We start from the raw sequence: 23,176 nt of genomic DNA on the forward strand, positions 1-23,176 counted from the left end.
CTTTGTAAACTCGCAGGTTTGTTTTTTTTTATGGTCGTATAGCATATCCAAACCAACTGTAGTGAACTCATGAAATAACTACACTATGTGCAATTTACTTGTGCAATAGGCATACTTTCTGTCATTTCTTTAAGGTATCCATGACATCTAATAAATACTCTACATCCTCCTCTGTATTATAAAGGTGTAATCCGATGCGTATACCACTGCCTCTTGGAAAGCATCTTATACCTTTCTTTACCAGTTCAGGATACAGGTCAGGGTTTAATTGTATATTTATTAATGCCGATTTAACCGATCGTTTTCTTACTATAGGTAGAAGCATATTGCGCTCCTGCAGCTTTTCATAAGCAAAAACTGTCAGTTTTGTAATATGCTTTTGTATATTATCAAGCCCACAATCCAGTATGAAAGAAAGCGATTCGCTTAGTGTTCCGTGTGATAGGGTATCTTGGTGTCCTGGTTCGAAAAATGTCTGTAACTTTGATTTATCGGCCCACATTTGTTTAGGAAATTTGAAATGTTCTAAATTATGGGTTAATCGCTCTTGCAAACATTCATTGATAAGGATGAATCCATTGCCAAAACCACTCAGTAACCATTTGTAGCCACTACCTGCCACAGCATCAAAACCAGAAATGTCAAAATCAAACGCTTCTGTCCCGAAATATTGTGTTCCATCACCGATTATAATAAGCTCTGGAAACGCAGATTTTAGTTTCTTAATAAATTGCAGGTCTATTTTTACGCCTGTAATATATTGTACTATACTCAACACTAAAACATCAGGTTTACACGATTCTATTTTTTGAAATATATCCTCTTCTAATGTTTCCGTTATTTGAAGAAAGCTATGCTTACGTCTTCGATTAATTATAGGATAATTTAGTGAAGGGTAGTCCTCGTCAAGTATTAGATAAGTGTAATCTTCCGGAAGTAATTCCAGTAAAGAAATAAAGGCATGAGAGAAGTTTGGCGTGCAAAAAACAGTTGTACTTTTCGTATTGAAAAAAGAGGCTAACGTTTTTTTTGTTTCTTGTATAACAGCTTGCTGTTGGTCTCTAAGGTGTGTTTCCGGTGCATAAAAGGTTCTTTCCCATTTGGCCCGCCATTCTAACGTTTTTGTCGGTAAAAGGCCGTTACCAGGTGTATTTAGGTAAACAAGGTTGTCCGGTATTTGAAAATGCTCTCTAAAACCCATTTGAATTTAGTGTTTGTTGTTGTAACATTTGGTAATAATGTTCCCCATTGATCAGCTTTGCTCCTAATTTTTGTAAATGTTCCGAATATATCTGACAGTCTATTAGTGCGATATTGAAATTCTGGCAGAGATGTACTAGTGCAAGCTTCGACGCATTCGGTTTGTCGGAGAACATACTTTCTCCACAGAAAATATTACCTACTAATATGCCGTATAAACCACCCACTAAAACATCGTTCTCGTCGTATGTTTCAATGCTGTGTGCATAGCCTTTTACATGTAAGTCAATATAGGCCTTTTGCATTTCTTCAGTGATCCATGTGCCATCTTGGTCTTTGCGTCCTACGCTAGCACATTTTTCTATGACTTTTCTAAAAGAACGATCCTGATGTACCTGAAATTTTGTGTTCCGCATAAATTGCCGCATACTCTTATTGATTTTCACCTCATTTGGGTAGAGCACAAACCTTTCCTTTGGCGCATACCATAGGATTGGAGTGTCATCTGCATACCAGGGGAATATCCCATGACTGTAAGCCAGAAGCAGACGCTCGGTCGAAAGATCTCCGCCTACAGCAAGTAAGCCGTCTTCGTTAGCTAATTTCGGATGTGGAAATATAATCTCCTGATCAAGTTGGTAAAGCATGGTTGCAAAAAAGGTCTTTAAAACAGAGTTCTTTTACTCTGGTTGTCTAGGCTCCTTGCTAATTTCATCAAATAACTTATCCATTTTCTCTACATACTCATTGGTGTCATCTAAAAAAAACTCTAAATGAGGGACTATACGTGCTTGATTTTTTATACGCATACCTAATTTATAGCGTATTTCACTCGCTTTAGTCCGTATACGTTCTACATTTTCTTTTGCTGTTTTAGCATCTAAAAAACTTAAATAGATGCGCGCAATTGCTAAGTCAGGTGTTACCCGAACTCTAGTCACTGTAATAAATGCATTTGGTGCCCAAACATTCCCGTCTCGCTGAAAAAGTTCAGCCATATCCTGTTGTATTACAGCTGAAAATCGCTGCTGTCTTTTGCTTTCTATTCCCATAACTTTATTATTCCGAACCACTATAATAGAGGTTCACATTAATAACAAAGGTAAGGATAATGGAGGAATATGCTGTTTCATATGTATATAATTTCGTTTTCATTATTGATACAGTATATCTCCATTGTTTTACATGCGATTTTATTTTCATTCAGTGCAAACTGATTCATCATCACGTATATAGCTTGATTTTGAGTGTGTGCTTGTTTAATAATAGAATAAAGAAATATTTTACTATTAAAAAGGCCTATTAAATGTGATTTTAAAATTAAGGCATAAGATTTGATATATGAATAATATAAATTAATAGCGAAGCTTAAAAAAGGGGGGCGTTAAGCAGTTTTTGAAAAGGTACAATATAAAAAAAGCGTACCACAGGCAGAGATACGCTTTTAAACAAAAATAGTTTATAAATGGTTAGTTGTATTTCTTTAAGATTTAAGACCTTCGTCTATCAAATTTAGTACATTTAGTCATTTGGTAAACGAGCTGTGAGTGCCAACTCACTTGAGGTCGTTTTTCTATTTCATTTTCCCCTTACTGATACAAACATAGATATATACTTTAGGATGACAAAGAGTTTTTTTAAAAAAAAGTGAGTAATCACTTTAATTCTGCGTTTAAAGGCTGTCAGCCCTTTTTATTGCTTAATTTTTTTTTAGACACCTTAGACAAACGATTGCTTTTTTTGCTGAAAATTTAAAGATACGATGTTAAAGCTGCTTGGTGAGCGTTCACTTTTTTTAATGTAAGAAGTCTAAAAAAATATGGAAATGGAAGGGCAGACTGATATAGAAAACTCTCTTCTTTCTGCTTAATCTAAAAACGGATGGTGAATATTTTTAAAATCTACGTTTATATTAGGTAGAATGAATAAATTTGCAATTCAAAAAACCATTTAGCATGAAGATTTGGCAAAAAAATATTGATGTAGACTCGTTTGTAGAATCATTTACAGTTGGTAATGACAGAGAGATGGACCAGCATTTGGCGGCTGCAGATGTCTTGGGGTCACTTGCTCATACGCGAATGCTTAATAGTATAGGTTTGATGACAGACTCAGATTTACAATCGGTACAAGACGAGCTTAAAAAGATATACCGAGAAATAGAAGAAGGAGAATTTTTTATTGCCGATACTGCAGAGGACGTGCATTCGCATGTCGAACAGGTTTTAACCGAACGAATCGGCGATCCCGGGAAAAAGATACATGCAGGTAGGTCACGAAACGATCAGGTATTGGTTGATCTGAAACTTTATTTTCGTGCGGAGATACAACGCTTGGTTGAGCAGATAGAAGGGCTTTTTCAGCAACTTCTTTTGCTTAGTGAACAGCATAAAGCTATCCTTATTCCAGGTTATACACATCTGCAGATTGCTATGCCTTCTTCCTTTGGTTTGTGGTTTGCTGCTTATGCAGAAAGTCTGGTAGACGATATGGAGCTTTTAAAGTCCGCTTGGAAGGTATGCAACAAGAATCCTCTGGGGTCTGCAGCTGGTTATGGCTCTTCTTTTCCACTAAACCGTACGATGACTACAACGTTACTTGGATTTAATGATTTGAATTATAATGTTGTCTATGCCCAAATGGGACGTGGCAAAACAGAGCGAATTCTCGCACAGGGAATGAGCAGTGTAGCTGCTACTTTGGCAAAGTTTGCCATGGACATCTGTATGTTTATAAATCAAAATTTCGGATTTATTTCTTTCCCTGACCATTTGACAACAGGGTCAAGCATTATGCCCCATAAGAAGAACCCAGATGTTTTTGAATTGGTTCGTGCGCGTTGTAATAGGATACAAGCACTTCCAAATGAGATCGCTTTAATGACTACAAATTTACCGTCGGGTTATCACAGGGATTTACAGTTGTTGAAAGAAAATCTGTTCCCCGCATTCCAATCATTGAGTGACTGTTTAGAAATTTCAACTTTTATGTTGAAACATATAGAGGTGCGTTCCGATGTGTTGGAAGATCCCAAATACGATTATTTGTTCAGTGTTGAAGTTGTTAATAATATGGTATTGGAGGGGGTGCCTTTTAGAGAGGCGTATAGAAGAATAGGCCTGGATATTGAAAATGGAACATTCAAACCTTCAAAAGAAGTTGCACATATACATGAAGGGAGTATCGGCAACTTATGTAACGATCAGATTGAACGTATGTTTTACGAAGTGAAAAACGATTTTGACTTTCAAAAGGTTGAAACTGCTATAGCAGAGCTTGTAAAATAATCAAAAGTATTACAGTTTAAAAAATAAGAGCGTTCATTAAGCGCTCTTATTTTTTAAACTTAACTAGCCTGTTTAGCTAAGCCAATTTTTACTTCCATTTCCGTTAAAATCTCTTCTACATTATCGCTACCTCCTGCTGATTGGAAGCGGATCATCCCATTTTTATCAATAACTACCTTTGTTGGAATTCCCCTTACTCCAAAAGCTGTAACAACGGCTTTGCTTCTTTCTTCCATTTCATCGAAAAGTACGTGGAACGTATATTTATTATCGGTAATAAACTTCTCTACGAGTTCCTTGTAATCTTTTTCTCGTTGCCAGGTATTAATGAATAAGAATTCAACTTCTTTGTCATCTTTAAACTTATTGACAGCAGCTTGCATCCCTGGGAAAGAAATAATACAAGGACCACACCAAGTAGCCCAAAAGTCAATTACCACCACTTTGCCTTTATAATCCGCTAAAGAAACTTCTTTTCCATCTCGATTTACTAAGGTGAAGCTTGGTGCTTCTGTATTAATAATTTCTTTCTCGTATTTGGCCGTCATCTTTTCCCTATAGGTTTTTCTGATATCAGCTATATAGTTCTCAAAGTTTAACTCTTCTTTTTTCTGAGTAGGAAACAACCCCTTAGATAATTCTTCTAAAGAAGGGTTTACGCCATTATTTTTCATGACTTTTTCTAAAGCATCGAAAGCTTCTTTTGGCTTGTTCTGAAGTAAGTATGCTTTTGTTAATATTTCTACATCTTTATTAGCGTAATAACCAGAATATTCATCCTCTTCTAAGCGGTTCTTTAAAAGGTTGATTGCTTGTTCGCTGCCCCCATCATCTAAAATAGCGTTTGCATACAACACTAGTAATGCTGATTTGTATCGTGCATTGTCACCTTTCTTTATTTTTTCGTCGCTAGATTGAGACGCTTTGTCTGCCACTTGGTAGGCATGCTGTATCAGTGCATTGTATTTTGGGGTTTCTTCTTTGGCGCTAGCGTTTACTACTGTGTAAGTTACCATCGCAAAGTTATCCGCATCTTTCAGTTCTTCAAGATATTGTAAGGCTTTATCGGTCGCATTAGCACGTGCAAAATGTCGAGCTAAATTTTGCGTAGCGAAGCTATAGATAGAACGGTCTGTTTCTGGGAAGCTGTCTTCAGGAAATGCTTTGCGCCAGGCCAATAAACGTTCTTCAAAAACTTGTGGGCTTGTGTTTTTGTCCTTGTCTTCGAAAACTTTGTTGTAAGCAATTCCACGAGCCGTGCGTCCTACGGGAAACTTAGTCGCAATCTCGGTTCTTAGTTCTTCTGCTTTTGTGACATTATCTAAAGCATGCTCATAAACAAAAGGAGCAAGCGATAAAATGGCCTCGTCGTCACTTTGCTCTAAATAGATGATTTCTTTTTTTAATTCCGTTATTGCCGAGTCTGTTCCGGCGTTTACCAGACTGCTTATATGCTTCGTTAGTTCCTCAGCAGTAATATCTTTTTGTTTAGCTAATTGTGCATAGCTGGGTGTTAAAAAGCAGATGCCCGATAGTAGGCATATTGCTGAAAATAAATTTATCTTTTTCATCCCTCGTTGTTAGTTACTATATATTATTTCCTACTGACCATGGTACTGTGTTTTATGTACTGTCAGGGTGTTTATTTTTGAATACTAAATTTATAGATTGTAGTAGATGTAAACACTTCGCCTACATCAAGGTTAACAGAAGGGAAGTCTGTTCTGTTCGGGCTGTCAGGGTAATGCTGTGTCTCTAAACAAAATGCGGAGTTTTTTGCATAATTTCTTCCTGTCTTTCCGATGTCTTTTCCCGACAGAAAATTACCTGTATATAATTGTATGCCCGGTTCAGAAGTGAAAACTTCTAAAACTATGCCTGATTTAGGTGAAAAGGCTTTCGCAGCTCTCCGTTTTATTTCGCCATCTAAGACGTAGCTATGGTCATAGCCGTTCCCATACTCGAGTTGTTTATCTGTGTTGTTTATATCTTTTCCAATGGCTTTTGGGCTTCGAAAGTCAAATGCTGTGTCTGCTACCTCTGCAAGTTGCGTAAGTGGAATTTGATTTTCGTCAATCGCAACATATTGCGACGACGGAATTTCCAAAATATGATTTAGAATGTCATCATTCCCTTCTCCATTTAAGTTGAAGTAACTATGATTCGTTAAGTTAATTACCGTTTTCCGGTCTGTCTCCGCTTTATATGTGATGATAATTTCATTCTCCTCGGTCAATTCATAGGAAACATATACTTTCAAATTGCCAGGAAATCCCTCTTCGCCATCGGCTGAGGTATAATAAAAATCTACTTTCTTCTTAAATGAAACTTGTCTATCCCAAATTTGGTTATGGAAACCATTAGGCCCACCATGTAGGCTATTATTTCCATTATTCTTCTCTAGCGTAAATTGCTGGTCATCAATCGTAAAAGCTCCGTTTGCAATTCTGTTGGCAAAACGTCCTACTGTCGTCCCGTGATATTTTTCATCAGCCTCTAAATACCCCTGTATACTATCAAAGCCCAGTACCACATCCCGGAGTTCCCCTGTGTTGTCGGGCACTAAGATACTGACAATACGAGCGCCATAATCTGTAAAAGCAACTTGCATTCCCGAACGGTTCTGTAAGGTTATTAGATGGGTGTTTTTACCCCCAATATTATGTTCAAAGTTTTTAGCAGAAGGAAGTTTATAGATCATTGTTATCAAAGTATAATATTTCTAAAAATACAAAATATTAATGGCTTCAAACAAACTTATATAACTTACTTAAAGCAATCGGCGTACATATACTTTATTCCATAAAGGAGGTTTAAAGCCTTTGGTTCATAGTTTTAATAGTTTTTTCTAATCAAGACATCATCGTTTTTTTATAAAAAATAAACTGGCCCCCAAATGTATAGCTTAGTTATATAGCCTTGAAAGCTTATATTTGCAGTATAGCAAAATAGAATATAGATGAATTGGAAACAATTGCTTTCAGCTAAAAGATGGGGGTATGAAGATCGTGTAATGAGTGATCAGTTCGATGCCCGATCGGAATTTCAAAGGGATTATGATCGTTTGATTTTTTCATCTCCTTTTCGGAGGTTGCAGAACAAAACACAGGTTTTTCCTTTGCCTGGAGCAGTTTTTGTACATAATAGATTGACACATAGTCTGGAAGTAGCTAGTGTAGGGAGGTCACTTGGACGACTCTTCTATACTTTAATGAAAAAGGAAAACCCAAATATTGATAAGGAATATCCTTTTTTGCAGGAAGTTGGTAATATTGTTTCCGCAGCATGTCTTTCGCACGACCTAGGTAACCCTGCTTTTGGCCACTCCGGTGAAACGGCAATATCCACCTATTTTACACAGGGGGCAGGTCAAAAATATCAGGAGCATGTTACTCCAGAGCAATGGGAAGATCTTACACACTTTGAGGGAAATGCAAATGCATTACGGATCCTAACCCATGCTTTTAATGGTAAAGATAGTAAAGGTTTTGCGCTAACTTATTCAACACTGGCATCAATTGTGAAATATCCATGCGCAGCAGCAGATGGACATATTAAAGGAAGCCACCACCGAAAAAAGTATGGCTTTTTCGATACGGAGCTAAATACTTTTGAAAAAATAGCACAAGAGCTGGGTTTAAAGAGAGATCCAGAAAATATTAAAGGCTACGTACGTCATCCTTTAGTTTATTTAGTAGAAGCTGCCGATGATATATGTTATAATATTATTGACTTAGAGGATGCACACCATCTAAAAATCCTATCCTATGCAGAAGTTGAAGAGTTGCTTTTGCCCCTGTGTGGTGGTGGTGATTTACGTCCACGCTTGAATAGTCTGGCAGATAAAGGGAGTCGTGTTGCTTTGTTACGCGCAAAAGCTATCAATACATTGATTAACGGATGTGCAGAGGTTTTTGCTGAGAATCAAGAGCGATTTCTTAATGGAACTTTTGATAAAGCACTTATGGATGCATTGGATGAGCAGATAGTTGAGCAGATGAAAGCCATATCTAAGGTGTCGGTCAAAAAGATTTATAATGCACCTACTGTTGTGCAAATAGAGATTGCAGGCTATAAAGTTATGAATGCTTTGTTGGATGAGTTTATACCTGCTTATCTAAAAACAAACAAAATGTTATTCGATCATAAACTCGTGGCGATGATACCCGAGCAATTTCATACAGACAGTTCGGGTACGTATGAGAAGATAAGAGCGGTCTTAGATTTCGTGTCCAGTATGACGGATATTTACGCCATTGATCTATATCGAAAAATTCAAGGAATATCCATTCCGTCATTAGATTAAAATGTTAGGAGAAATCAATCCCATTGTGTTGTAGTAGCCTGTCTTTTTCAATATTCATATAATTGAAATATTAATCCTGTTTTTTTTAATATGGATTATGGTCACACTAGTAATTATGGGAAGAAAGTACAGAACAACCACAAGTTCTGTTAGGAAAAAAAAGCATACGAAGAATTAAGTACATATGAAGTTAGTCATAGCAGAAAAACCGTCAGTAGCAAGAGATTTAGCACGTGTCATGGGAGCGAAAGAAGTGATGGACGGGTATATCGCTGGAAATGGATATGCATTTACATACGCATTTGGTCATTTAGTGCAATTGTGTACTCCGCAGGCTTATGGTTATGCGACTTGGTCTGTGTCTAATTTGCCTATTATTCCTCAGGAATTTCGTTTAGAAGTAAAAAAAGTGAAGCGTGACGGCAAGCAGATTGATGATGGTGGTGCACTAAAACAATTAAATACGATTAAACACTTGCTTAGTCAAGCTGAGGAGGTGATCGTCGCAACAGATGCCGGGAGGGAAGGAGAGCTTATTTTTAGAAATATTTATTACTATTTGAACTCTAAAGTGCCGTTTAAACGCTTATGGATCTCCTCGCAGACAGATAAAGCAATTAAAGAAGGCTTCGCAAATTTAAAAGACGGTACAGAGTATGATAGTTTGTATATGTCGGCGCGTTCTCGGTCTGAATCCGACTGGTTAATTGGTATCAACGCTACACAAGCATTGACTTTAGCAGCCGGCAATAGAGGGCTATTGTCTTTAGGACGGGTGCAAACGCCTACATTGGCGATGATCTGCTCCCGTTATTTAGAAAATAAAGATTTTAAACCGCAAGCTTTTTATAAGATACAGGCCGGGTTTGAGAAGGATAATATAAGTTTTAAGGCAACGTCTGACCGTATCGATAAAAAAGAGCAGGCTGAGGGGCTGGTAAATCTGATACAAATCGGAGAATCGGCTAAAGTGCTTAAAGTCGAAGCTAAAGAAACAAAAGAACAGCCGCCTTTGCTCTTTGATCTAACCTCTTTGCAACAGGATGCGAATAAAAAATACGGTTATTCAGCAGATCAAACGCTTAGTATAGCACAGGCTTTATACGAGAAGAAAGTAATAACCTACCCACGTACAGGGTCTAGATACATCGGTGAAGATGTTTTTGAAGAAATAGATGCTTTATTTCAACACCTGGCAGACACAGCTGAGGAAAGTATATCCGTAATAAGCCGTAATCTTATCGGGGCAAAATTGAATAAACGCTCCGTGGATGATAAGAAAGTAACCGACCATCATGCTTTGTTAGTAACGGATGAAAAGCCGGGGCCAATGCCCAAAGATCAACAACATATTTATAATATGATAGCCAAGCGTATGGTCGAGAGCTTTTCGGAGGTATGCTTAAAAGACATTACCACAGTTACTATTGATGCTAAAGGAGTAGAGCTTATCGCAAAAGGTACTGTAATCAGGCAGTATGGCTGGCGTTTGTCTGCCGAGCAGGTCGAGCTTCCTGATGAAGATAAAAATAATGACGACCAGGACAATGAAAATGCGCAACTTCCGAAGCTGCTCGCAGAGGAACTATTGGAGGTGTTGTCTTTAGAGTTAGCGGAGCGCTTTACCAAAGCAAGGCCAATACATACGGAAGCTTCTTTATTAAAAGCGATGGAAACATCAGGTAAGGAAATAGAAGATGATGAAATGCGACAGGCTATGAAAGATTGTGGGTTAGGTACGCCCGCTACCCGGGCTGCAACGATAGAAACCTTGTTTCAACGTGACTACATAAAACGGGAAAAGAAAAGACTGATACCTACCGAAAAAGGACTTACAGTTTATGGTTTAGTAAAGGACCGGTCTATTGCAAAGGTAACCTTAACAGGTAAGTGGGAGCAGAAGCTGGAAGAGATGCGGGCAAATAAAGTTTCCTATGAGGTCTTTATGAAGCATATTAAGGATTATACTGCAAAGATAACAACCGAGTTGGTACAGATGCGAGTTGCTATACAGCAGGAAGAAATTAAGCCGCAACAAAAAGGAAAAATAAAATGTCCCAAGTGCCAGTCTGGTAGTGTACAGCTATACGATAAAATTGCGCAGTGCGATCATTATGCGCGAGGTTGCGATTTTAAAATATGGAGAACATTAAGTGGCGTTTTTTTAGAAGAAAAAGAAATGAAAAACCTCTTGGAAAAGGGCAAAACAACCTTGTTAAAAGGTTTAAAACCTGTTGGAGGCAATAGTCAGGATGGTTATTTGGTATTGGATAATTTTAAAGCTATTGTTCAGCCAGCATGATTTTGTTGAAATACCGTCTCCATAAAGTGGAATGAACGTCAAAAGATAGGCAAATAGATACACTGTAGAAGAACATAATAAACAAAATCATACCTTTGAGCTCAGTATGGCTACAACATTATATAATCCCTTTTTAACATTTAAATTTGATAATGCATCCTGCTTTTTATCAGGCGATGCTTTGCAATCGGATGACGAGCGTCTGCAGGTTTTTCCTGTGTGGATGATGCGTGCATTTGAATTGGAAGATAAACCTTTTAAAATGCTGGATGAGAACATTGTCACCTATAAGTCTTTGCAGTTGCCCTGTTCGGCAGATACGGCACGGGCTTTTGAAGAAGTTGAAGGAAAGGTAGAAAAGGCAATGTCTTCAGGGTATCAGGAGGTGAAACAACTGCCCGAACGTGTGTTGTTTCAATGGGTGGCCAAAATATTGTACGGTGTTGTTTTTAATGAAATACAGGCAGGCGTTCGGCAAGCCTTTTTGAGTGGTGAAGATCTGAACTTTTCACAGGCTCTTGTTCATAAATTTCGAAACCTCCATTATATGTTGCAATCTATCGTTCAACCTATGGAGTTTGAGCAAAAAAATCCTTTTAGTATTTTGATATTGCCTGTTAATAACGATAAGGATACTTTTAGCTATCGCGATGAAATCAATACATTGATATTTACTCTGCGGATGGGAGATTTTGCAGTGATAGCAACATTACAGGATAATGGCACGAATGCTATTTACCATGAAGAGGTATTAGAGAAGATAAAGGGGAAGGAATTACAGCCTATTCAGTTTGAGGAGATATGTGCACGATACTTTTATTCAGCTTATCTTTTTAACCGTTTGCCGGAGTATACATATATGGAAACACCGAATAAAGTTTTTGTCGAGCCTATGCCCCTTAATGATTGGACACTAAAGCCTATTTTTGATGAATGGCAGGCCAAAACTTATGGGCAAGTGTTAGAAAACTTTTGGAAACCTTGGGGCTTTACGCTTTTTGAGATCATAAAAAATCCAGAAAAGCCAATGAGTTTCTTGTTTGATGAAAAAGGAGATTTTATTGATAATCCTAGTCCTCAAACACCATTAGATAATTAATAAAAATCCGCTCTTGTAAAATAACAAGAGCGGATTTTTATTACAGTACTATTTGTAGCTTTAAACCTAGTGTTTAAATATGCTATTTTTACTTAAAGTTTTATTATTTTATTGTACGTAAGTATATTGTCTGTTTTTTATCGTCCAATGTTATTGTTGGAAATTGACGGTCATAATCAATAGCGATATCTCCTTGCTCTACTTGACCGCTATTGTCGGAGTCCCATTCAATAGATACGTAGTATTTTATTGCGTCGTTTACGGGGGCGGGTTGTATGAGCTGTGTATGATCTTCAGGGATATCTAAGCTAATAATCGTAGGTAATTTTGTTTCTTCAAAATTTTTCTCTGTAATTAATGTAGCTGGAGCGTCTGCCAGAAGTTCAGATATAGCGTAAAGCTGTATTTTTCCTTTAGGATTTACGACTGTCAGCTCTTCGGAAGGAATAAGTTCTATAGAAACGTTTATGGCTTTTTTCTGTTCACCTTGTTTTTCTTTCTTTTCCTGTGTATTTGTTGATGTGCAGCTACTGATTGTGATACCAAGTAAGCTGATTGCTAAAAATATTATTTTCATAAAATTTCTCTAATTAATGAATGGCTTTATTTGCTGCTTTCCCTGCATGCAAACAATATAAATCTTGTTTTATTATAGTACGTACATATAAAACGATTTGTCTTTTTAAATGCTACATTTTGTACATGTATTTTGGAATGGTTTGTAGCCCTCAAAAAAAATCTTCTTTTGCTAAATAAGACCTATTAATATAACAAAAAGGATATGATAGAGTTTTGGGTAATATATAAAAGTGTTTATTTTCTTTTTTTATTTCTTTGCGGGGCTGCTTTTGCTGTCTTAGCTTCTTCTTTTAAAAGCCGGTTGAAGTATACTATTAATCCAGAAGGGCCTATCACAGGGATAATCGCTATTATTAAGGCAAGTATTACCTGTCCTCCCGTTGCACTTTTTAATTTAAAAAGCCTGAATAACATGATACCCATTAATATAAAATGTATCGAAAGAACAATTTGTACTAAAATAACTTTATCCATAATGTGTTTTTAATATAGCTGCAAAGGTAAGGTATTTTAGATAATCTAACTGTCAAGAGTAATAGAAAGGAAATGAGCCTTTCGTTGTAAGTGAAGCCTTGATGCAGAGCATGCACCAAGGCTTTTTAGTCTCTATTATGCACATTGTTCGATGTTTTCGGTTTTATTGGCGTCTTGTAGCTCTTTTTGTTGTTGGAAATAGTCTGTCATAAAGTAATCTGTGTCCTTTGAAAATTGTGTTATATTTTTGTTTAGTATTTCTATTTCTGTCACCCCGCCAAAGAGATAATCAGAATACTTATATTGGCCTTGAGCTTTTACTAATGCGGAGAAGTGGATTTGATTATGCTTATTATGACGGACAAAAACTGAGCATAAATTGGGATAGAAAGCTTGGCAGAGATCCATCATATAGTTGAGGTTGGTGCTATGTGGGGCATAGCGTAGGTGAGTGTTTAATAGACCTAAACAAATTTGTTCTAGCGATAGGGCTAGTAGAAATATAGTGGTTTCATATTCTACTTCATAGGCAAATTCGTTAGGTAAATATTTTAAATCGTGTGCTTTCTTTTGATAATTTTTCCATTTGTTTTCTAGTTTTAACCAATCTATAGTTTCTATTTCAAGATCTCGTACGTCTTTTATATATTCCCTATCCCTATACCAACACTCTCCAGCTTGCAGTAAGTTCGTACGAAATACATCTCCCTTTTTCAGTTTCTTCTCCACCTGCTCCGGTGACTCTTGGATTAAAGTCACTTTAATCTTCTCCGGTAGTAACTGCATAACGCAGTTTTGAAGATCCATAATCGGTCTATTCTGATTGGACATAATCGCGAAGAGGTAATAATGATGAACCTCATTGTGCGACTGCAGTACATTCAGTAGGTTGCACATGCTGTCTTGATGTGTTACATAGGCAAAGCAGTACAACCCATGTATTTGCCCGTAAGTTTCCAACGCATTGTGGATAAGGTCGCGGTGGTTGTTGTTAATGTTTGTTGACTTTTCCATATCTATTTTGGTTTTAATAATTTCGGTTTGTTGATGAGATTCCTCGATAGATGAAAACTTTTCTTCTATTTCTTGTAGTAGATCTTGTTTGTAGTCCGTTATCCATTGGAGGATGCGGTCGGCTATGTCTTTGCAGAATTCAATTTTCTGAAGATCCATTATAAAATTGTTTTTGTAGCGCGAGCCGGTGTAAGCCTCTGTAAGCCTGTTGATGGCTTGTTCCTCCTCCTTGGTGCTGATCAAATTGCTCAAAACAGAATCATAAGGGCGGAAAAAATTGATATTCTGTTTCAAAGAATGCGAACGGTCTTCGACGCCCAATAATAATTTTTGGGCTACACGTAAGGATATCTCAAGCGTCTGATGCAGCATAAATGCCGCATTTGGGTAGTTTTCCTTGCTATAATAGAGATAGTATCCATCCATAAAGGCTGTGATTTTGTCCTTTTCTCTTTTTATGTATTCTCTTGTTTGTTCAAGGAGCTCGTCAGAACTGATCTCAGGAAGAATTACTGTATTTATCGGGTTGGGATTTACATAAATTCGGTTTTTAGGCTGACAATTGAGATATAAGCGGCCAAGCCCATCGTTAATTCTAGATTGTACCTCTTTGGTGTTGTAGAAGGTGAAAAAGTAGCCCTCCATAGGCAGGAGTGCGCGTGCGCATCTTTCTCGTAAAGTGCTACTGCGTTGTTTATTGTGCGTATGTACTTGTACAATTGTCTGTACTATTCCATTGCGGTTATAAGTCCATAAGAATATCTCGTCGACGGTGAGATGTTTGAAAATGATCTCGAAGTTGGATTCTAGTATTGCTGTCATGTCAATTAAAATTAGGGGTTAAAGTATGCTGCATTTTCTTTGTGGATCTGTAGAAGCGCATCCGGTAATAGGACGATAAATTCGCGGGCTATTAAATGATCCGCGCGTATATCTACATCTGCAGTATTCCTGACATCGCTGGATAAAAGTAGGTCGTCTAAGAAGTCATACCATTCGTAGAGATTCATGAAACCAAAAAAATCACAAATTAATTGTTGTGCATTGATGTTTTCTTTTTGGTTTATCCCGGTTATTTCTCCAGCGTCTTGATAATAGAAAAGTTTCTTTTTTGATGTAGCCGTCCAATTTCTTGTCTTAAGTATGCTGTATGCCGCATCTATCATCTGTGCGAGATGTAGGTAAGTAAAACCATAATCGAAGACACGGTTTTTATCCAACATGGGGCACATCGAATAGCTGAATAGAAAACCAAAATTGAGAGACCAATTAATATTCCAACTTTTAACGACGTCCTTGATAAATTCATTAGGGTCACATACGTACTCTGGAGCGAGATACCGAAGCTTTTTGATTTTGTGTGTTTTTGTTTCCATTGTTGTGTGTGGTTTGTGATTGTTATTTTTGCTAGTTTCGGCTGTACAAACTCGGGTGTAAATCGATACATGAAATCGTCTTGTCTTTATTTAATGCGTAAAGTGTAAAAGGAAGTTTTAGTAGGAAGTCCTTTTCAATAATTAAGTCATGAGAATCAATTAGATTTTCGACATGACTTTTGTCTATAGAGAGGGCGAATATTTCATCAATCAACATATTCCATCTACCGATAGTTTTTAATCCAAAAAATATTCGTAAAAAGTTTAAGCCCTCTTGCCCTTCAAAATATTCTCTTTCACTAAAGAGCATAGATTCTATTTTGAGCTTCTTAAAAGGGTTTTTGTATGGTTTTAGGTCTAATGCTATCAGTGTTATATAGGCTATCTCTACATATGTTTTCATAATTTTTATGCTCCATGAAAATGTACTTGTATCGATGTTGAGTCTTTTTTCAGTACTTATAATTAGAAGCATCTTATAAATATCTTCTTGTATGTTTTGAATGTTTCCAAATACAGTGTCAATATTCATTTCAATTGTTCTTCTGAAATTTTTTAAGTCTTTTTTACGCAGATATATGAGGTGTTTATAGCTGATCTTTGTTTCCATTGTTGTGTGTTGTTTATAATTGTTATTCCTGTTGCGTTTCTAGTTGCTCTGGTTCAGTTTTATTTATGAATTCAATCTCATCTTCGAAAGCGATTAGGTAGCTGATCTCTAGTGTTTTGATTAATGTTTGATAAATCGTGCCAGTATAGTTGGCGTATACCCCTATGTAGGAGCTGGAAGAAAGACCATATGATAACCAATCATATAGAATTTTCTGCCATTCACATAGTGTGAATATGCTTAGGCTTTCTAGTATTGCATGCAGTGGATTTTTTCTAGCTTCTGAATTGACATAATACAAGGTGCTAATTCGCCAATCTTGCTGAATACGTAAAGATTCTGTCTCAGGAAATATTGATGCGGTATTGTTGTGCTCTACACTTAATTCTAGTGTCTTGTCCTCTGATAGTTGAGACATAAAAAGTTCGATAAATGATTTTATACATGAATAAAGATATAGGAGATTTGCACCTGAATACTTGTTGCTAATTGAAGCAGACCAATATTGTTCTTCAGTTAATACCGACTCATACCAATATCGAATATCTTCACGCCATCCATGTAAATCATTCTTATCAAAAAAATCTTGCAGTGTTTTCACTGAGTAGGAGGGTAGTTTTATCCATGTGGGAATTTCTACGTTGTGTTTGAATTGAAAGTGTAATGGTGTTTCGCTGTTAGATTCTTGAACCGCTCCTATTCGCTTATGATAATTTATTGCATCTAATTCCTCTGTATGTAGTTTATGGATCGGTAAAATATAGTATGGAAATTGAAATTTTTCTTCTTGGTTATCGACATATAGAGAAAGGTATTTGACCAAATAGTGAGTCAGCTCAATAAAATTGATTAAATAAGGGTGGTAGTTGTCATCATCTAAATAATAGTAATTATCAGTTTGGTTTCGAAGAACATCATCAAGTTGTATCAGCCAATTCTCTAGCGATTGTATTTCAAAGATATATTCAAAAAATCTATCTGCTTCAGGAGATAATTCAGTCTGACGATATAACACATATGCGTATTCGATTTGCTGTATTAGGTTTTGATGAACAAATGAAGGGTCATGCATGGGATATCGTTGTTGAATAGAACCTGACGAAAGGAAGACGTAAATCTTCTCTTGCCAATGTTCTAGATCTATTCTTTTAAAGAAATAGCTTAGAAATTCCTTCGGATTCTCGATGTTTTTCTTACTTAAATACCTAAAGTGTTTCGCTTTTAGTTTTTTTTCTGTTTTTCTCATAATGTAATGATTTGGGATTATTACCTTTGAAATGTTTATAATTATCAACTTAAAGACTAACTTAAGCTTTGTTTTTTCATTTTACAAATTTATTCGGGAATAAATAATTGTAAATGAGTTTATTTAGTTCTTTTGTAGCGTTATTTTGTTTCTTAAATTGACTGCTGAGTGTGTTTTGTGGTTTTTTGTTGCAACTTTAGCTGATATTTGTTTTTGCTTTTAGTGTAACTTTGTTCTTTGTGGATGTAAATTATGTTCTTTTTAAGCTTTTATTTCTTCTGGTAAGATTGCGTTCTGGCTCGATGCGGGTTGTTAGGGCTTCTGGCTTTAAATTGTAGGCTTGCTATATGGTGTAAATAATTTTAGGGGAGAGAGGGTAGTGGTTCTGTTTCGCAGGGCGGAGGTAGTTTCTTTTTGAATATGCGTGCCTTTGGGGGTGGCGAGGTGTGTTGCTTGATAAAAGAAGTGTGTCAAATAGAATGGCTGGCACACTTCTTTAAATTTTAAAGGCTCTTGGTTATTATTTCCATCGCTTTGTCGATATCTTCAATACAAACATTTAAGTGTGGTCTAAAACGAATACTTTTTTCTCCGCATCCCAAAATAAGAAGTTTGTTCTCCTGGCAGCGGTGCACAAAATTATCACGCTGCGTAGCGGTTTCAAAATCAAAAGCCACCAATAAACCTAGTCCTCTTGCATTGCCTAGTTGCTTGTGTTTTTCTGTAAGCTTCTGCACGGCTTCCAGTAGATATTTTCCTTTTTGTTCGGCTTTTTGTACTAAATCTTCTTTCTCAATAACATTCAAAATCATTTCAAAACGTAGCATATCAATGAAATTGCCTCCGAAAGTAGAGTTGATACGGCTTGATAACTTAAAAACGTGTTCTTCAACCTTGTCAAATTTATCCCTGTTGCCAAGAATGCCGCATACCTGTGCTTTTTTTCCGAAGCAAAGTAAGTCTGGTGTAATGCCGTAATGCTGATAAGCCCACATTTTTCCAGTCATAGCCAAGCCGGTTTGTATTTCATCAAAAATTAATAATATTTCATGCTTGTCGCATAATTGACGTAAATTGAGGAAAAAGTCTTTTCTGAAATGATTGTCACCCCCTTCTGACTGTATGGGCTCTATGATAAGGCATGCTATTTCATTCGGATACAAACGTAGGGCTTCTTCTATTTGGTGCAGTGCATCTTTTTCTTTTTGAATAGTTTCGTTAATTGACTCCTCTGTCAGGGGAAATGTTAATTTGGGGTTGTCAATACGGGGCCATTTGAATTTTGGGAAATACATATACTTTCTTGGGTCATGTGTGTTGGTTAACGATAAAGTATAACCTGAACGCCCATGGAATGCCTGTTTAAAATGTATCACCTGGGATGCTTCTTTGTCTATGCCGCGAGATAGGTTTAGTCTTGTTCGCCAGTCAAAAGCCGCTTTTAGTGCATTTTCTACCGCCAGCGCACCGCCGGAAACAAAGAAGCAATAGGATAGTTCTTTTGGGATGGCTACTCTGGAGAAAGTCTGGATGACATTCCCGTACTGATAAGGATATAAATCAGAAATTGAAGGCTTGTTAATAGCCATGCGTCCTAAGAAATCTTTTTGAGCTACTATATCGGGATGATTGTAGCCGATCGGCGAGGAGGCAAACATAGAAAACATATCGAGGTATTCATCTCCGTTTCTATCAACGATGTAAGAGCCGTGTGATTGTTCGAAATCTAATTCAATCGGAAAGCCGTCCGCTAAAATATGTTTGGATAAAGTTTTTTGCAGTTCTCTCATTATAAATCAAATTGAATGCCTTGTGCTAAAGGCAGGTTGTCGCTGTAATTAATAGTGTTTGTCTGTCTGCGCATATAGGCTTTCCATGCGTCAGAGCCTGATTCCCGTCCGCCGCCTGTTTCTTTTTCGCCACCAAAAGCTCCGCCAATCTCTGCTCCTGAAGTGCCGATGTTTACGTTGGCAATGCCGCAATCGGATCCTTTCTGACTTAGGAATAATTCGGCTTCACGTAGGTTATTTGTCATGATTGCTGAAGATAAACCCTGTGCTACGCTATTTTGTAATTTGATAGCCTCTTGTACATCGCCTGAATATTTAATGAGGTATAAAATGGGAGCAAATGTTTCTGTCTGTACGATAGCATAGTGGTTTTCAACTTCGGCAATGGTTGGTGATACATAGCATCCGCTTTCGTAGTTTGGTCCTGTCAGTTGCTTGCCTTCCACTATAATTTGCCCGCCTTCTTTTTTCACCTCTTCAATAGCTCTTAAGTACATGCTTACTGCTTCTTTATCAATAAGGGGACCTATGTGGTTTTTGCTATCCAGCGGATTGCCTATCTTTAATTGTTTGTAAGCGTCGGTTAATGCGTTTTTTACAGCATTGTATATTTTTTCGTGTACGATGAGTCTTCTTGTGCTTGTACAGCGTTGTCCCGCAGTGCCTACGGCTCCAAAAACCGCCCCTATTACAGTCATTTTTAAATCTGCTTCTGGCGTTACAATAATGGCATTGTTGCCGCCTAGTTCTAAAAGAGATTTGCCTAAGCGCTTAGCGACAGTAACCGCCACTTCTTTACCCATGCGTGTAGAGCCTGTTGCTGATACTAGGCCGATGCGGTTGTCTGCAGCTAGCCATTTCCCAACAGATGAATCACCTGTTAGGAGGGAAGATATACCTTCTGGTAGTTCGTTGTTTTTTAGTACTTCAGCTAGAATTTTTTGACAGGCAATAGCGCATATTGGCGTTTTTTCACTGCCTTTCCAAATGACTACATTGCCACAAATAAGTGCGAGAGCCGTATTCCATGACCAAACTGCGACAGGGAAGTTAAATGCTGAAATAATGCCTACGATTCCTAAGGGGTGATATTGATCATACATGCGGTGTGACGGGCGTTCCGAATGTATGGTGTTTCCATACAGTTGGCGGGATTGCCCGACTGCAAAGTCGCAGATGTCAATCATTTCCTGTACTTCTCCTAAGCCTTCTTGGTAGGATTTCCCCATTTCATAAGAAACTATTTTTCCAAGAAGAGGCTTTAATTCGCGAAGTCTTTCGCCGAATTGACGGACTATTTCTCCTCGTTTTGGAGCTGGTATATTGGCCCATATTGCCTTTGCTTCCGTAGCTCTTTGTAAAATTGTTTTGTAATCATCTTGAGAAGAGGTGCTGATTTCTGCTATTTTCTGCCCATCTACAGGCGAGTAAGATTTAATTTGCTCCCCTGAGCCGAACCATGTGCTACCGCTCGATGTGCCTGCATGCGTCGATAAGATGTCTAGCGCTTTAAGTTCTTTTTCAATCATAATGTGGTTTCTTTTATTTTGTTATTTCATAAAAATAGTGAATAATATTCTTTTTATTAAATGTTTAGGTGAAAAATATTTATAATTACTATCTTGCTGTAGAATATAAATCGTGTTATGAAGCAGAATTTAGTAGATTATTATCAGCTGGATGAGTTGTTGTCTGGCGAACACCTTTTAGTAAGGGACAGTATTCGGAATTTAGCAAGTGTAGCATTTGGTGAGGGTATTGATAAATGGGCGCAGGGGCATGAAGGTATCCCTGATCTGATGCCAAAGTTGGGGGGTATGGGTGTTTTAGGGTCTTTTATTCCGCAACAGTACGGGGGCGGAGGGATGGATCAGATTTCTTATGGTATAATGATGCAAGAGTTGGAGGCGGTAGACTCATCTATTCGTTCAGCGGCGTCAGTGCAGTCTTCTTTGGTTATGTTTCCTATTTATGAATATGGGTCGGAACGGCAGAAGAATGATTTGTTGCCAAGTTTAGCAGCAGCAGAGCTGATTGGGGCTTTTGGGTTGACGGAGCCTAATCATGGCTCGAACCCGTCGGGAATGGAGACCGTGTTGAAGAAATATAAAGACGGTTATTTACTGACGGGAGCAAAAATGTGGATTACCAATGCGTCCGTTTGTGATATTGCCGTAGTTTGGGCAAAGGATGAAGAAGGGCAGATTAGAGGAGTTATTTTACGGAAAGGGATGTCGGGTTTTGCGGTGGAAGAAACTATGAATAAGTGGTCTTTGCGAGCGTCAAAGACAGGGAGTTTATATTTTGATGAAGTGTACGTGCGTGAAGAAGATTTGCTTCCTCATATAAAAAGTATGCGCGGCCCGCTTTCTTGTTTGAACTCTGCTCGTTATGGTATATCTTGGGGCGTAATCGGGGCTGCAATTGATTGTTATAATGTAGCTGTGCAGTATAGTTTGGAGCGAGAGCAGTTTGGTAAGCCTATAGCATCGTTTCAGTTGCAGCAAAAAAAGTTGGCTGAAATGTTAACGGAGATAACTAAAGCGCAGTTGCTTTCATGGCGTTTGGGGGTGTTGAAAAATGAAAATAGAGCGACTCCTCAGCAGATTTCGATGGCTAAGCGGAATAATGTGCAAATGGCTTTACAGGTGGCTCGAGAGTCTAGGCAGGTGTTGGGGGCAATGGGGATCGTTGGGGAATATCCTATCATGAGACATATGATGAATTTGGAATCTGTTATCACTTATGAAGGAACTCATGATATTCATTTGTTGATTACCGGTCAGGATATAACGGGGATGTCAGCTTTTTAAGTAATAGACTTAGCTTTTTTTTGGGGGCATCCCTTTTTTTTACTTTGTGTGCTCTTGGTCTTGGTTGGAAAACGTTGCTTTTAGTGATCTGTTTTTCACTTTCAGTGTTCCCTTTTTCGCTTTTAGTGATCTCTATTTGTGTTTTAGTGATTGGTTTTTATTGAGTAGTGATCGGTATTTTGGTTTTAGTGATCACTATTTAGCTCGAAGTGAACCCTTTGCTGCTCCATGTGATTGGTAGTTCCGAACTAGTGATTGCTTTATGTTAAGAAGTGATCACCTTTTCTTACAAAGTGATCCCTTTTTGCTACAAAGTGATCACTTGTTGGCTCATTGTGTTCACTTGTTGGCTCATTGTGATCACTTATTGTGTAAATGTGATTGCTTTTTGTTAACAGGTGATCACTGGATCGCACAAAGAAGTCGCTGAACGTGACAAAGTGATCCCTTTTAGCGGCGTTTTTCCGGTAATGTCCGATAAAGTGTGGCTTATTTTTGAAATTGCTTATAGAGGAGTGCTTTCTTTTTTCTTCTTTTTTTCATACTAAAGTGGGTGCTTTGTTCGTTATTACTGTCCAGCTGTTATTATTTAATTAAATTATTGTTCACAGGACCAGCGTTTTGCGGGCATTGTTTTTATTAAATCAATATTTATTTTGGAAGTGATGTGTTAATTTCTCTATCTTTGCACCACTCCGCAAGGGAGGGACGGTTTGAAAAGATGAAAAAAGCAGAAAGGGGACAGCGTTTAACGATGTTCAGGATGCGTTTAAGGCTTAGCCTTAGCGTTTACTTTTAACCTTTCGGAACGCTTTAAAAATAAATTTCACATTTATTTTGCAGATATCAAAAAGGTTCTTACCTTTGCAGTCCCTTCGGAAACGTAGGGTGCTGATCCCGCAAGGGGATCAGGAAAACAAAACAGACAAGTACAGATCTTCGGATCTCGAAAAATATAGCCAAAGTGCGACACGGCGGCGATTAAAGTTCTTTAAGGAAATGATCATGTAGCGTAACGAGTAGTTGTAATTAACGAAAGTTATAATAAAAACAACCTAGTCAATAGATCAGAAATAACAG

General features: G+C 37.6%; 18 protein-coding genes. 5 read left to right on the top strand and 13 right to left on the bottom strand.

Annotation, left to right across the window (positions count from 1 at the left end):
• Nucleotides 1-121: 121 nt before the first annotated feature.
• From ORI89_RS15935 to rbfA, 3 genes are read right to left on the bottom strand one after another with little or no spacing between them, the layout of a single operon-like run.
• Complete coding sequence (locus tag ORI89_RS15935; protein WP_268231501.1) at nucleotides 122-1,201, bottom strand: aminotransferase class V-fold PLP-dependent enzyme; 1,080 nt, start codon at nucleotides 1,199-1,201, stop codon at nucleotides 122-124.
• Nucleotides 1,191-1,847, bottom strand: coding sequence for a leucyl/phenylalanyl-tRNA--protein transferase (gene aat, locus ORI89_RS15940; protein ID WP_268231502.1), 657 nt, complete (start codon nucleotides 1,845-1,847; stop codon nucleotides 1,191-1,193). Before aat ends, ORI89_RS15935 begins: the two co-directional genes overlap by 11 nt.
• A 33-nt stretch (nucleotides 1,848-1,880) precedes the next feature.
• Nucleotides 1,881-2,252, bottom strand: a complete 372-nt coding sequence (gene rbfA, locus ORI89_RS15945) for a 30S ribosome-binding factor RbfA (protein ID WP_268231503.1) — start codon at nucleotides 2,250-2,252, stop codon at nucleotides 1,881-1,883.
• A 903-nt stretch (nucleotides 2,253-3,155) separates the two neighbouring features.
• Between rbfA and argH the strand changes: the two genes are divergently transcribed.
• The gene (argH, locus tag ORI89_RS15950) at nucleotides 3,156-4,487 is read left to right on the top strand and encodes an argininosuccinate lyase (protein WP_268231504.1); all 1,332 of its coding nucleotides are present in this window, start codon (nucleotides 3,156-3,158) and stop codon (nucleotides 4,485-4,487) included.
• Between the two features lie 59 nt (nucleotides 4,488-4,546).
• Here argH and ORI89_RS15955 read toward each other — a convergent pair whose 3' ends face one another.
• Both ORI89_RS15955 and ORI89_RS15960 read right to left on the bottom strand, forming a co-directional pair.
• Nucleotides 4,547-6,058 carry a redoxin family protein gene (locus tag ORI89_RS15955; RefSeq protein ID WP_268231505.1) on the bottom strand — a complete coding sequence of 504 codons (1,512 nt, stop codon included), beginning with the start codon at nucleotides 6,056-6,058 and terminating at the stop codon, nucleotides 4,547-4,549.
• A 71-nt stretch (nucleotides 6,059-6,129) separates the two neighbouring features.
• A complete protein-coding gene (locus ORI89_RS15960) occupies nucleotides 6,130-7,188 on the bottom strand; it encodes an aldose epimerase family protein (RefSeq protein ID WP_268231506.1) in 1,059 nt (352 codons plus the stop codon).
• Nucleotides 7,189-7,446: 258 nt separating this feature from the next.
• On the opposite strand from ORI89_RS15960, the gene ORI89_RS15965 reads away from it, so the two are divergent.
• The 3 genes from ORI89_RS15965 to ORI89_RS15975 all read left to right on the top strand — a co-directional run bounded on the left by ORI89_RS15965 (nucleotide 7,447) and on the right by ORI89_RS15975 (nucleotide 12,194).
• On the top strand, nucleotides 7,447-8,793 hold the full coding sequence (locus ORI89_RS15965) for a deoxyguanosinetriphosphate triphosphohydrolase (protein WP_268231507.1): 1,347 nt from the start codon (nucleotides 7,447-7,449) through the stop codon (nucleotides 8,791-8,793).
• 184 nt (nucleotides 8,794-8,977) lie between these two features.
• Nucleotides 8,978-11,095, top strand: a complete 2,118-nt coding sequence (locus tag ORI89_RS15970) for a type IA DNA topoisomerase (RefSeq protein ID WP_268231508.1) — start codon at nucleotides 8,978-8,980, stop codon at nucleotides 11,093-11,095.
• A 106-nt stretch (nucleotides 11,096-11,201) separates the two neighbouring features.
• On the top strand, nucleotides 11,202-12,194 hold the full coding sequence (locus ORI89_RS15975) for a hypothetical protein (protein ID WP_268231509.1): 993 nt from the start codon (nucleotides 11,202-11,204) through the stop codon (nucleotides 12,192-12,194).
• A 103-nt stretch (nucleotides 12,195-12,297) separates the two neighbouring features.
• Here the strand turns inward: ORI89_RS15975 and ORI89_RS15980 are convergent, their stop codons facing one another.
• The 8 genes from ORI89_RS15980 to amaB all read right to left on the bottom strand — a co-directional run bounded on the left by ORI89_RS15980 (nucleotide 12,298) and on the right by amaB (nucleotide 20,812).
• Nucleotides 12,298-12,771, bottom strand: coding sequence for a hypothetical protein (locus ORI89_RS15980; RefSeq protein ID WP_268231510.1), 474 nt, complete (start codon nucleotides 12,769-12,771; stop codon nucleotides 12,298-12,300).
• A gap of 236 nt (nucleotides 12,772-13,007) precedes the next feature.
• A complete protein-coding gene (locus ORI89_RS15985) occupies nucleotides 13,008-13,247 on the bottom strand; it encodes a hypothetical protein (RefSeq protein ID WP_268231511.1) in 240 nt (79 codons plus the stop codon).
• Nucleotides 13,248-13,382: 135 nt separating this feature from the next.
• The gene (locus ORI89_RS15990) at nucleotides 13,383-15,083 is read right to left on the bottom strand and encodes a HEPN domain-containing protein (protein ID WP_268231512.1); all 1,701 of its coding nucleotides are present in this window, start codon (nucleotides 15,081-15,083) and stop codon (nucleotides 13,383-13,385) included.
• 11 nt (nucleotides 15,084-15,094) lie between these two features.
• Entirely contained in the window at nucleotides 15,095-15,637 is a 543-nt protein-coding gene (locus ORI89_RS15995) for a hypothetical protein (protein WP_268231513.1), read from the bottom strand.
• A 31-nt stretch (nucleotides 15,638-15,668) separates the two neighbouring features.
• Nucleotides 15,669-16,247: a hypothetical protein gene (locus ORI89_RS16000; RefSeq protein WP_268231514.1), complete on the bottom strand. Its 579-nt coding sequence runs from the start codon at nucleotides 16,245-16,247 to the stop codon at nucleotides 15,669-15,671.
• A 22-nt stretch (nucleotides 16,248-16,269) separates the two neighbouring features.
• Nucleotides 16,270-17,493 carry a hypothetical protein gene (locus ORI89_RS16005; RefSeq protein ID WP_268231515.1) on the bottom strand — a complete coding sequence of 408 codons (1,224 nt, stop codon included), beginning with the start codon at nucleotides 17,491-17,493 and terminating at the stop codon, nucleotides 16,270-16,272.
• A gap of 503 nt (nucleotides 17,494-17,996) precedes the next feature.
• The gene (gene lat / locus ORI89_RS16010; RefSeq protein WP_268231516.1) at nucleotides 17,997-19,283 is read right to left on the bottom strand and encodes an L-lysine 6-transaminase; all 1,287 of its coding nucleotides are present in this window, start codon (nucleotides 19,281-19,283) and stop codon (nucleotides 17,997-17,999) included.
• On the bottom strand, nucleotides 19,283-20,812 hold the full coding sequence (gene amaB, locus ORI89_RS16015; RefSeq protein WP_268231517.1) for an L-piperidine-6-carboxylate dehydrogenase: 1,530 nt from the start codon (nucleotides 20,810-20,812) through the stop codon (nucleotides 19,283-19,285). Before amaB ends, lat begins: the two co-directional genes overlap by 1 nt.
• A 117-nt stretch (nucleotides 20,813-20,929) precedes the next feature.
• Here amaB and ORI89_RS16020 point away from each other — a divergent pair, with 117 nt between their 5' ends.
• Nucleotides 20,930-22,096, top strand: a complete 1,167-nt coding sequence (locus tag ORI89_RS16020; protein WP_268231518.1) for an acyl-CoA dehydrogenase family protein — start codon at nucleotides 20,930-20,932, stop codon at nucleotides 22,094-22,096.
• Nucleotides 22,097-23,176 lie beyond the last annotated feature (1,080 nt).

The sequence above is a fragment of the Sphingobacterium sp. UT-1RO-CII-1 genome, from assembly GCF_026711005.1.
Classification (GTDB): domain Bacteria; phylum Bacteroidota; class Bacteroidia; order Sphingobacteriales; family Sphingobacteriaceae; genus Sphingobacterium.

Bases quoted from the DNA above. Each gene is read 5' to 3' on its own strand.
- ORI89_RS15985 (WP_268231511.1), bottom strand. From the start codon at position 13,247: ATGGATAAAGTTATTTTAGTACAAATTGTTCTTTCGATACATTTTATA.
- ORI89_RS15995 (WP_268231513.1), bottom strand. From the start codon at position 15,637: ATGGAAACAAAAACACACAAAATCAAAAAGCTTCGGTATCTCGCTCCA.
- ORI89_RS15980 (WP_268231510.1), bottom strand. From the start codon at position 12,771: ATGAAAATAATATTTTTAGCAATCAGCTTACTTGGTATCACAATCAGT.
- ORI89_RS16020 (WP_268231518.1), top strand. From the start codon at position 20,930: ATGAAGCAGAATTTAGTAGATTATTATCAGCTGGATGAGTTGTTGTCT.
- rbfA (WP_268231503.1), bottom strand. From the start codon at position 2,252: ATGGGAATAGAAAGCAAAAGACAGCAGCGATTTTCAGCTGTAATACAA.
- ORI89_RS16005 (WP_268231515.1), bottom strand. From the start codon at position 17,493: ATGAGAAAAACAGAAAAAAAACTAAAAGCGAAACACTTTAGGTATTTA.
- ORI89_RS15975 (WP_268231509.1), top strand. From the start codon at position 11,202: ATGGCTACAACATTATATAATCCCTTTTTAACATTTAAATTTGATAAT.
- ORI89_RS15970 (WP_268231508.1), top strand. From the start codon at position 8,978: ATGAAGTTAGTCATAGCAGAAAAACCGTCAGTAGCAAGAGATTTAGCA.
- argH (WP_268231504.1), top strand. From the start codon at position 3,156: ATGAAGATTTGGCAAAAAAATATTGATGTAGACTCGTTTGTAGAATCA.
- ORI89_RS15965 (WP_268231507.1), top strand. From the start codon at position 7,447: ATGAATTGGAAACAATTGCTTTCAGCTAAAAGATGGGGGTATGAAGAT.
- amaB (WP_268231517.1), bottom strand. From the start codon at position 20,812: ATGATTGAAAAAGAACTTAAAGCGCTAGACATCTTATCGACGCATGCA.
- ORI89_RS16000 (WP_268231514.1), bottom strand. From the start codon at position 16,247: ATGGAAACAAAGATCAGCTATAAACACCTCATATATCTGCGTAAAAAA.
- ORI89_RS15955 (WP_268231505.1), bottom strand. From the start codon at position 6,058: ATGAAAAAGATAAATTTATTTTCAGCAATATGCCTACTATCGGGCATC.
- ORI89_RS15960 (WP_268231506.1), bottom strand. From the start codon at position 7,188: ATGATCTATAAACTTCCTTCTGCTAAAAACTTTGAACATAATATTGGG.
- ORI89_RS15935 (WP_268231501.1), bottom strand. From the start codon at position 1,201: ATGGGTTTTAGAGAGCATTTTCAAATACCGGACAACCTTGTTTACCTA.
- ORI89_RS15990 (WP_268231512.1), bottom strand. From the start codon at position 15,083: ATGACAGCAATACTAGAATCCAACTTCGAGATCATTTTCAAACATCTC.
- aat (WP_268231502.1), bottom strand. From the start codon at position 1,847: ATGCTTTACCAACTTGATCAGGAGATTATATTTCCACATCCGAAATTA.
- lat (WP_268231516.1), bottom strand. From the start codon at position 19,283: ATGAGAGAACTGCAAAAAACTTTATCCAAACATATTTTAGCGGACGGC.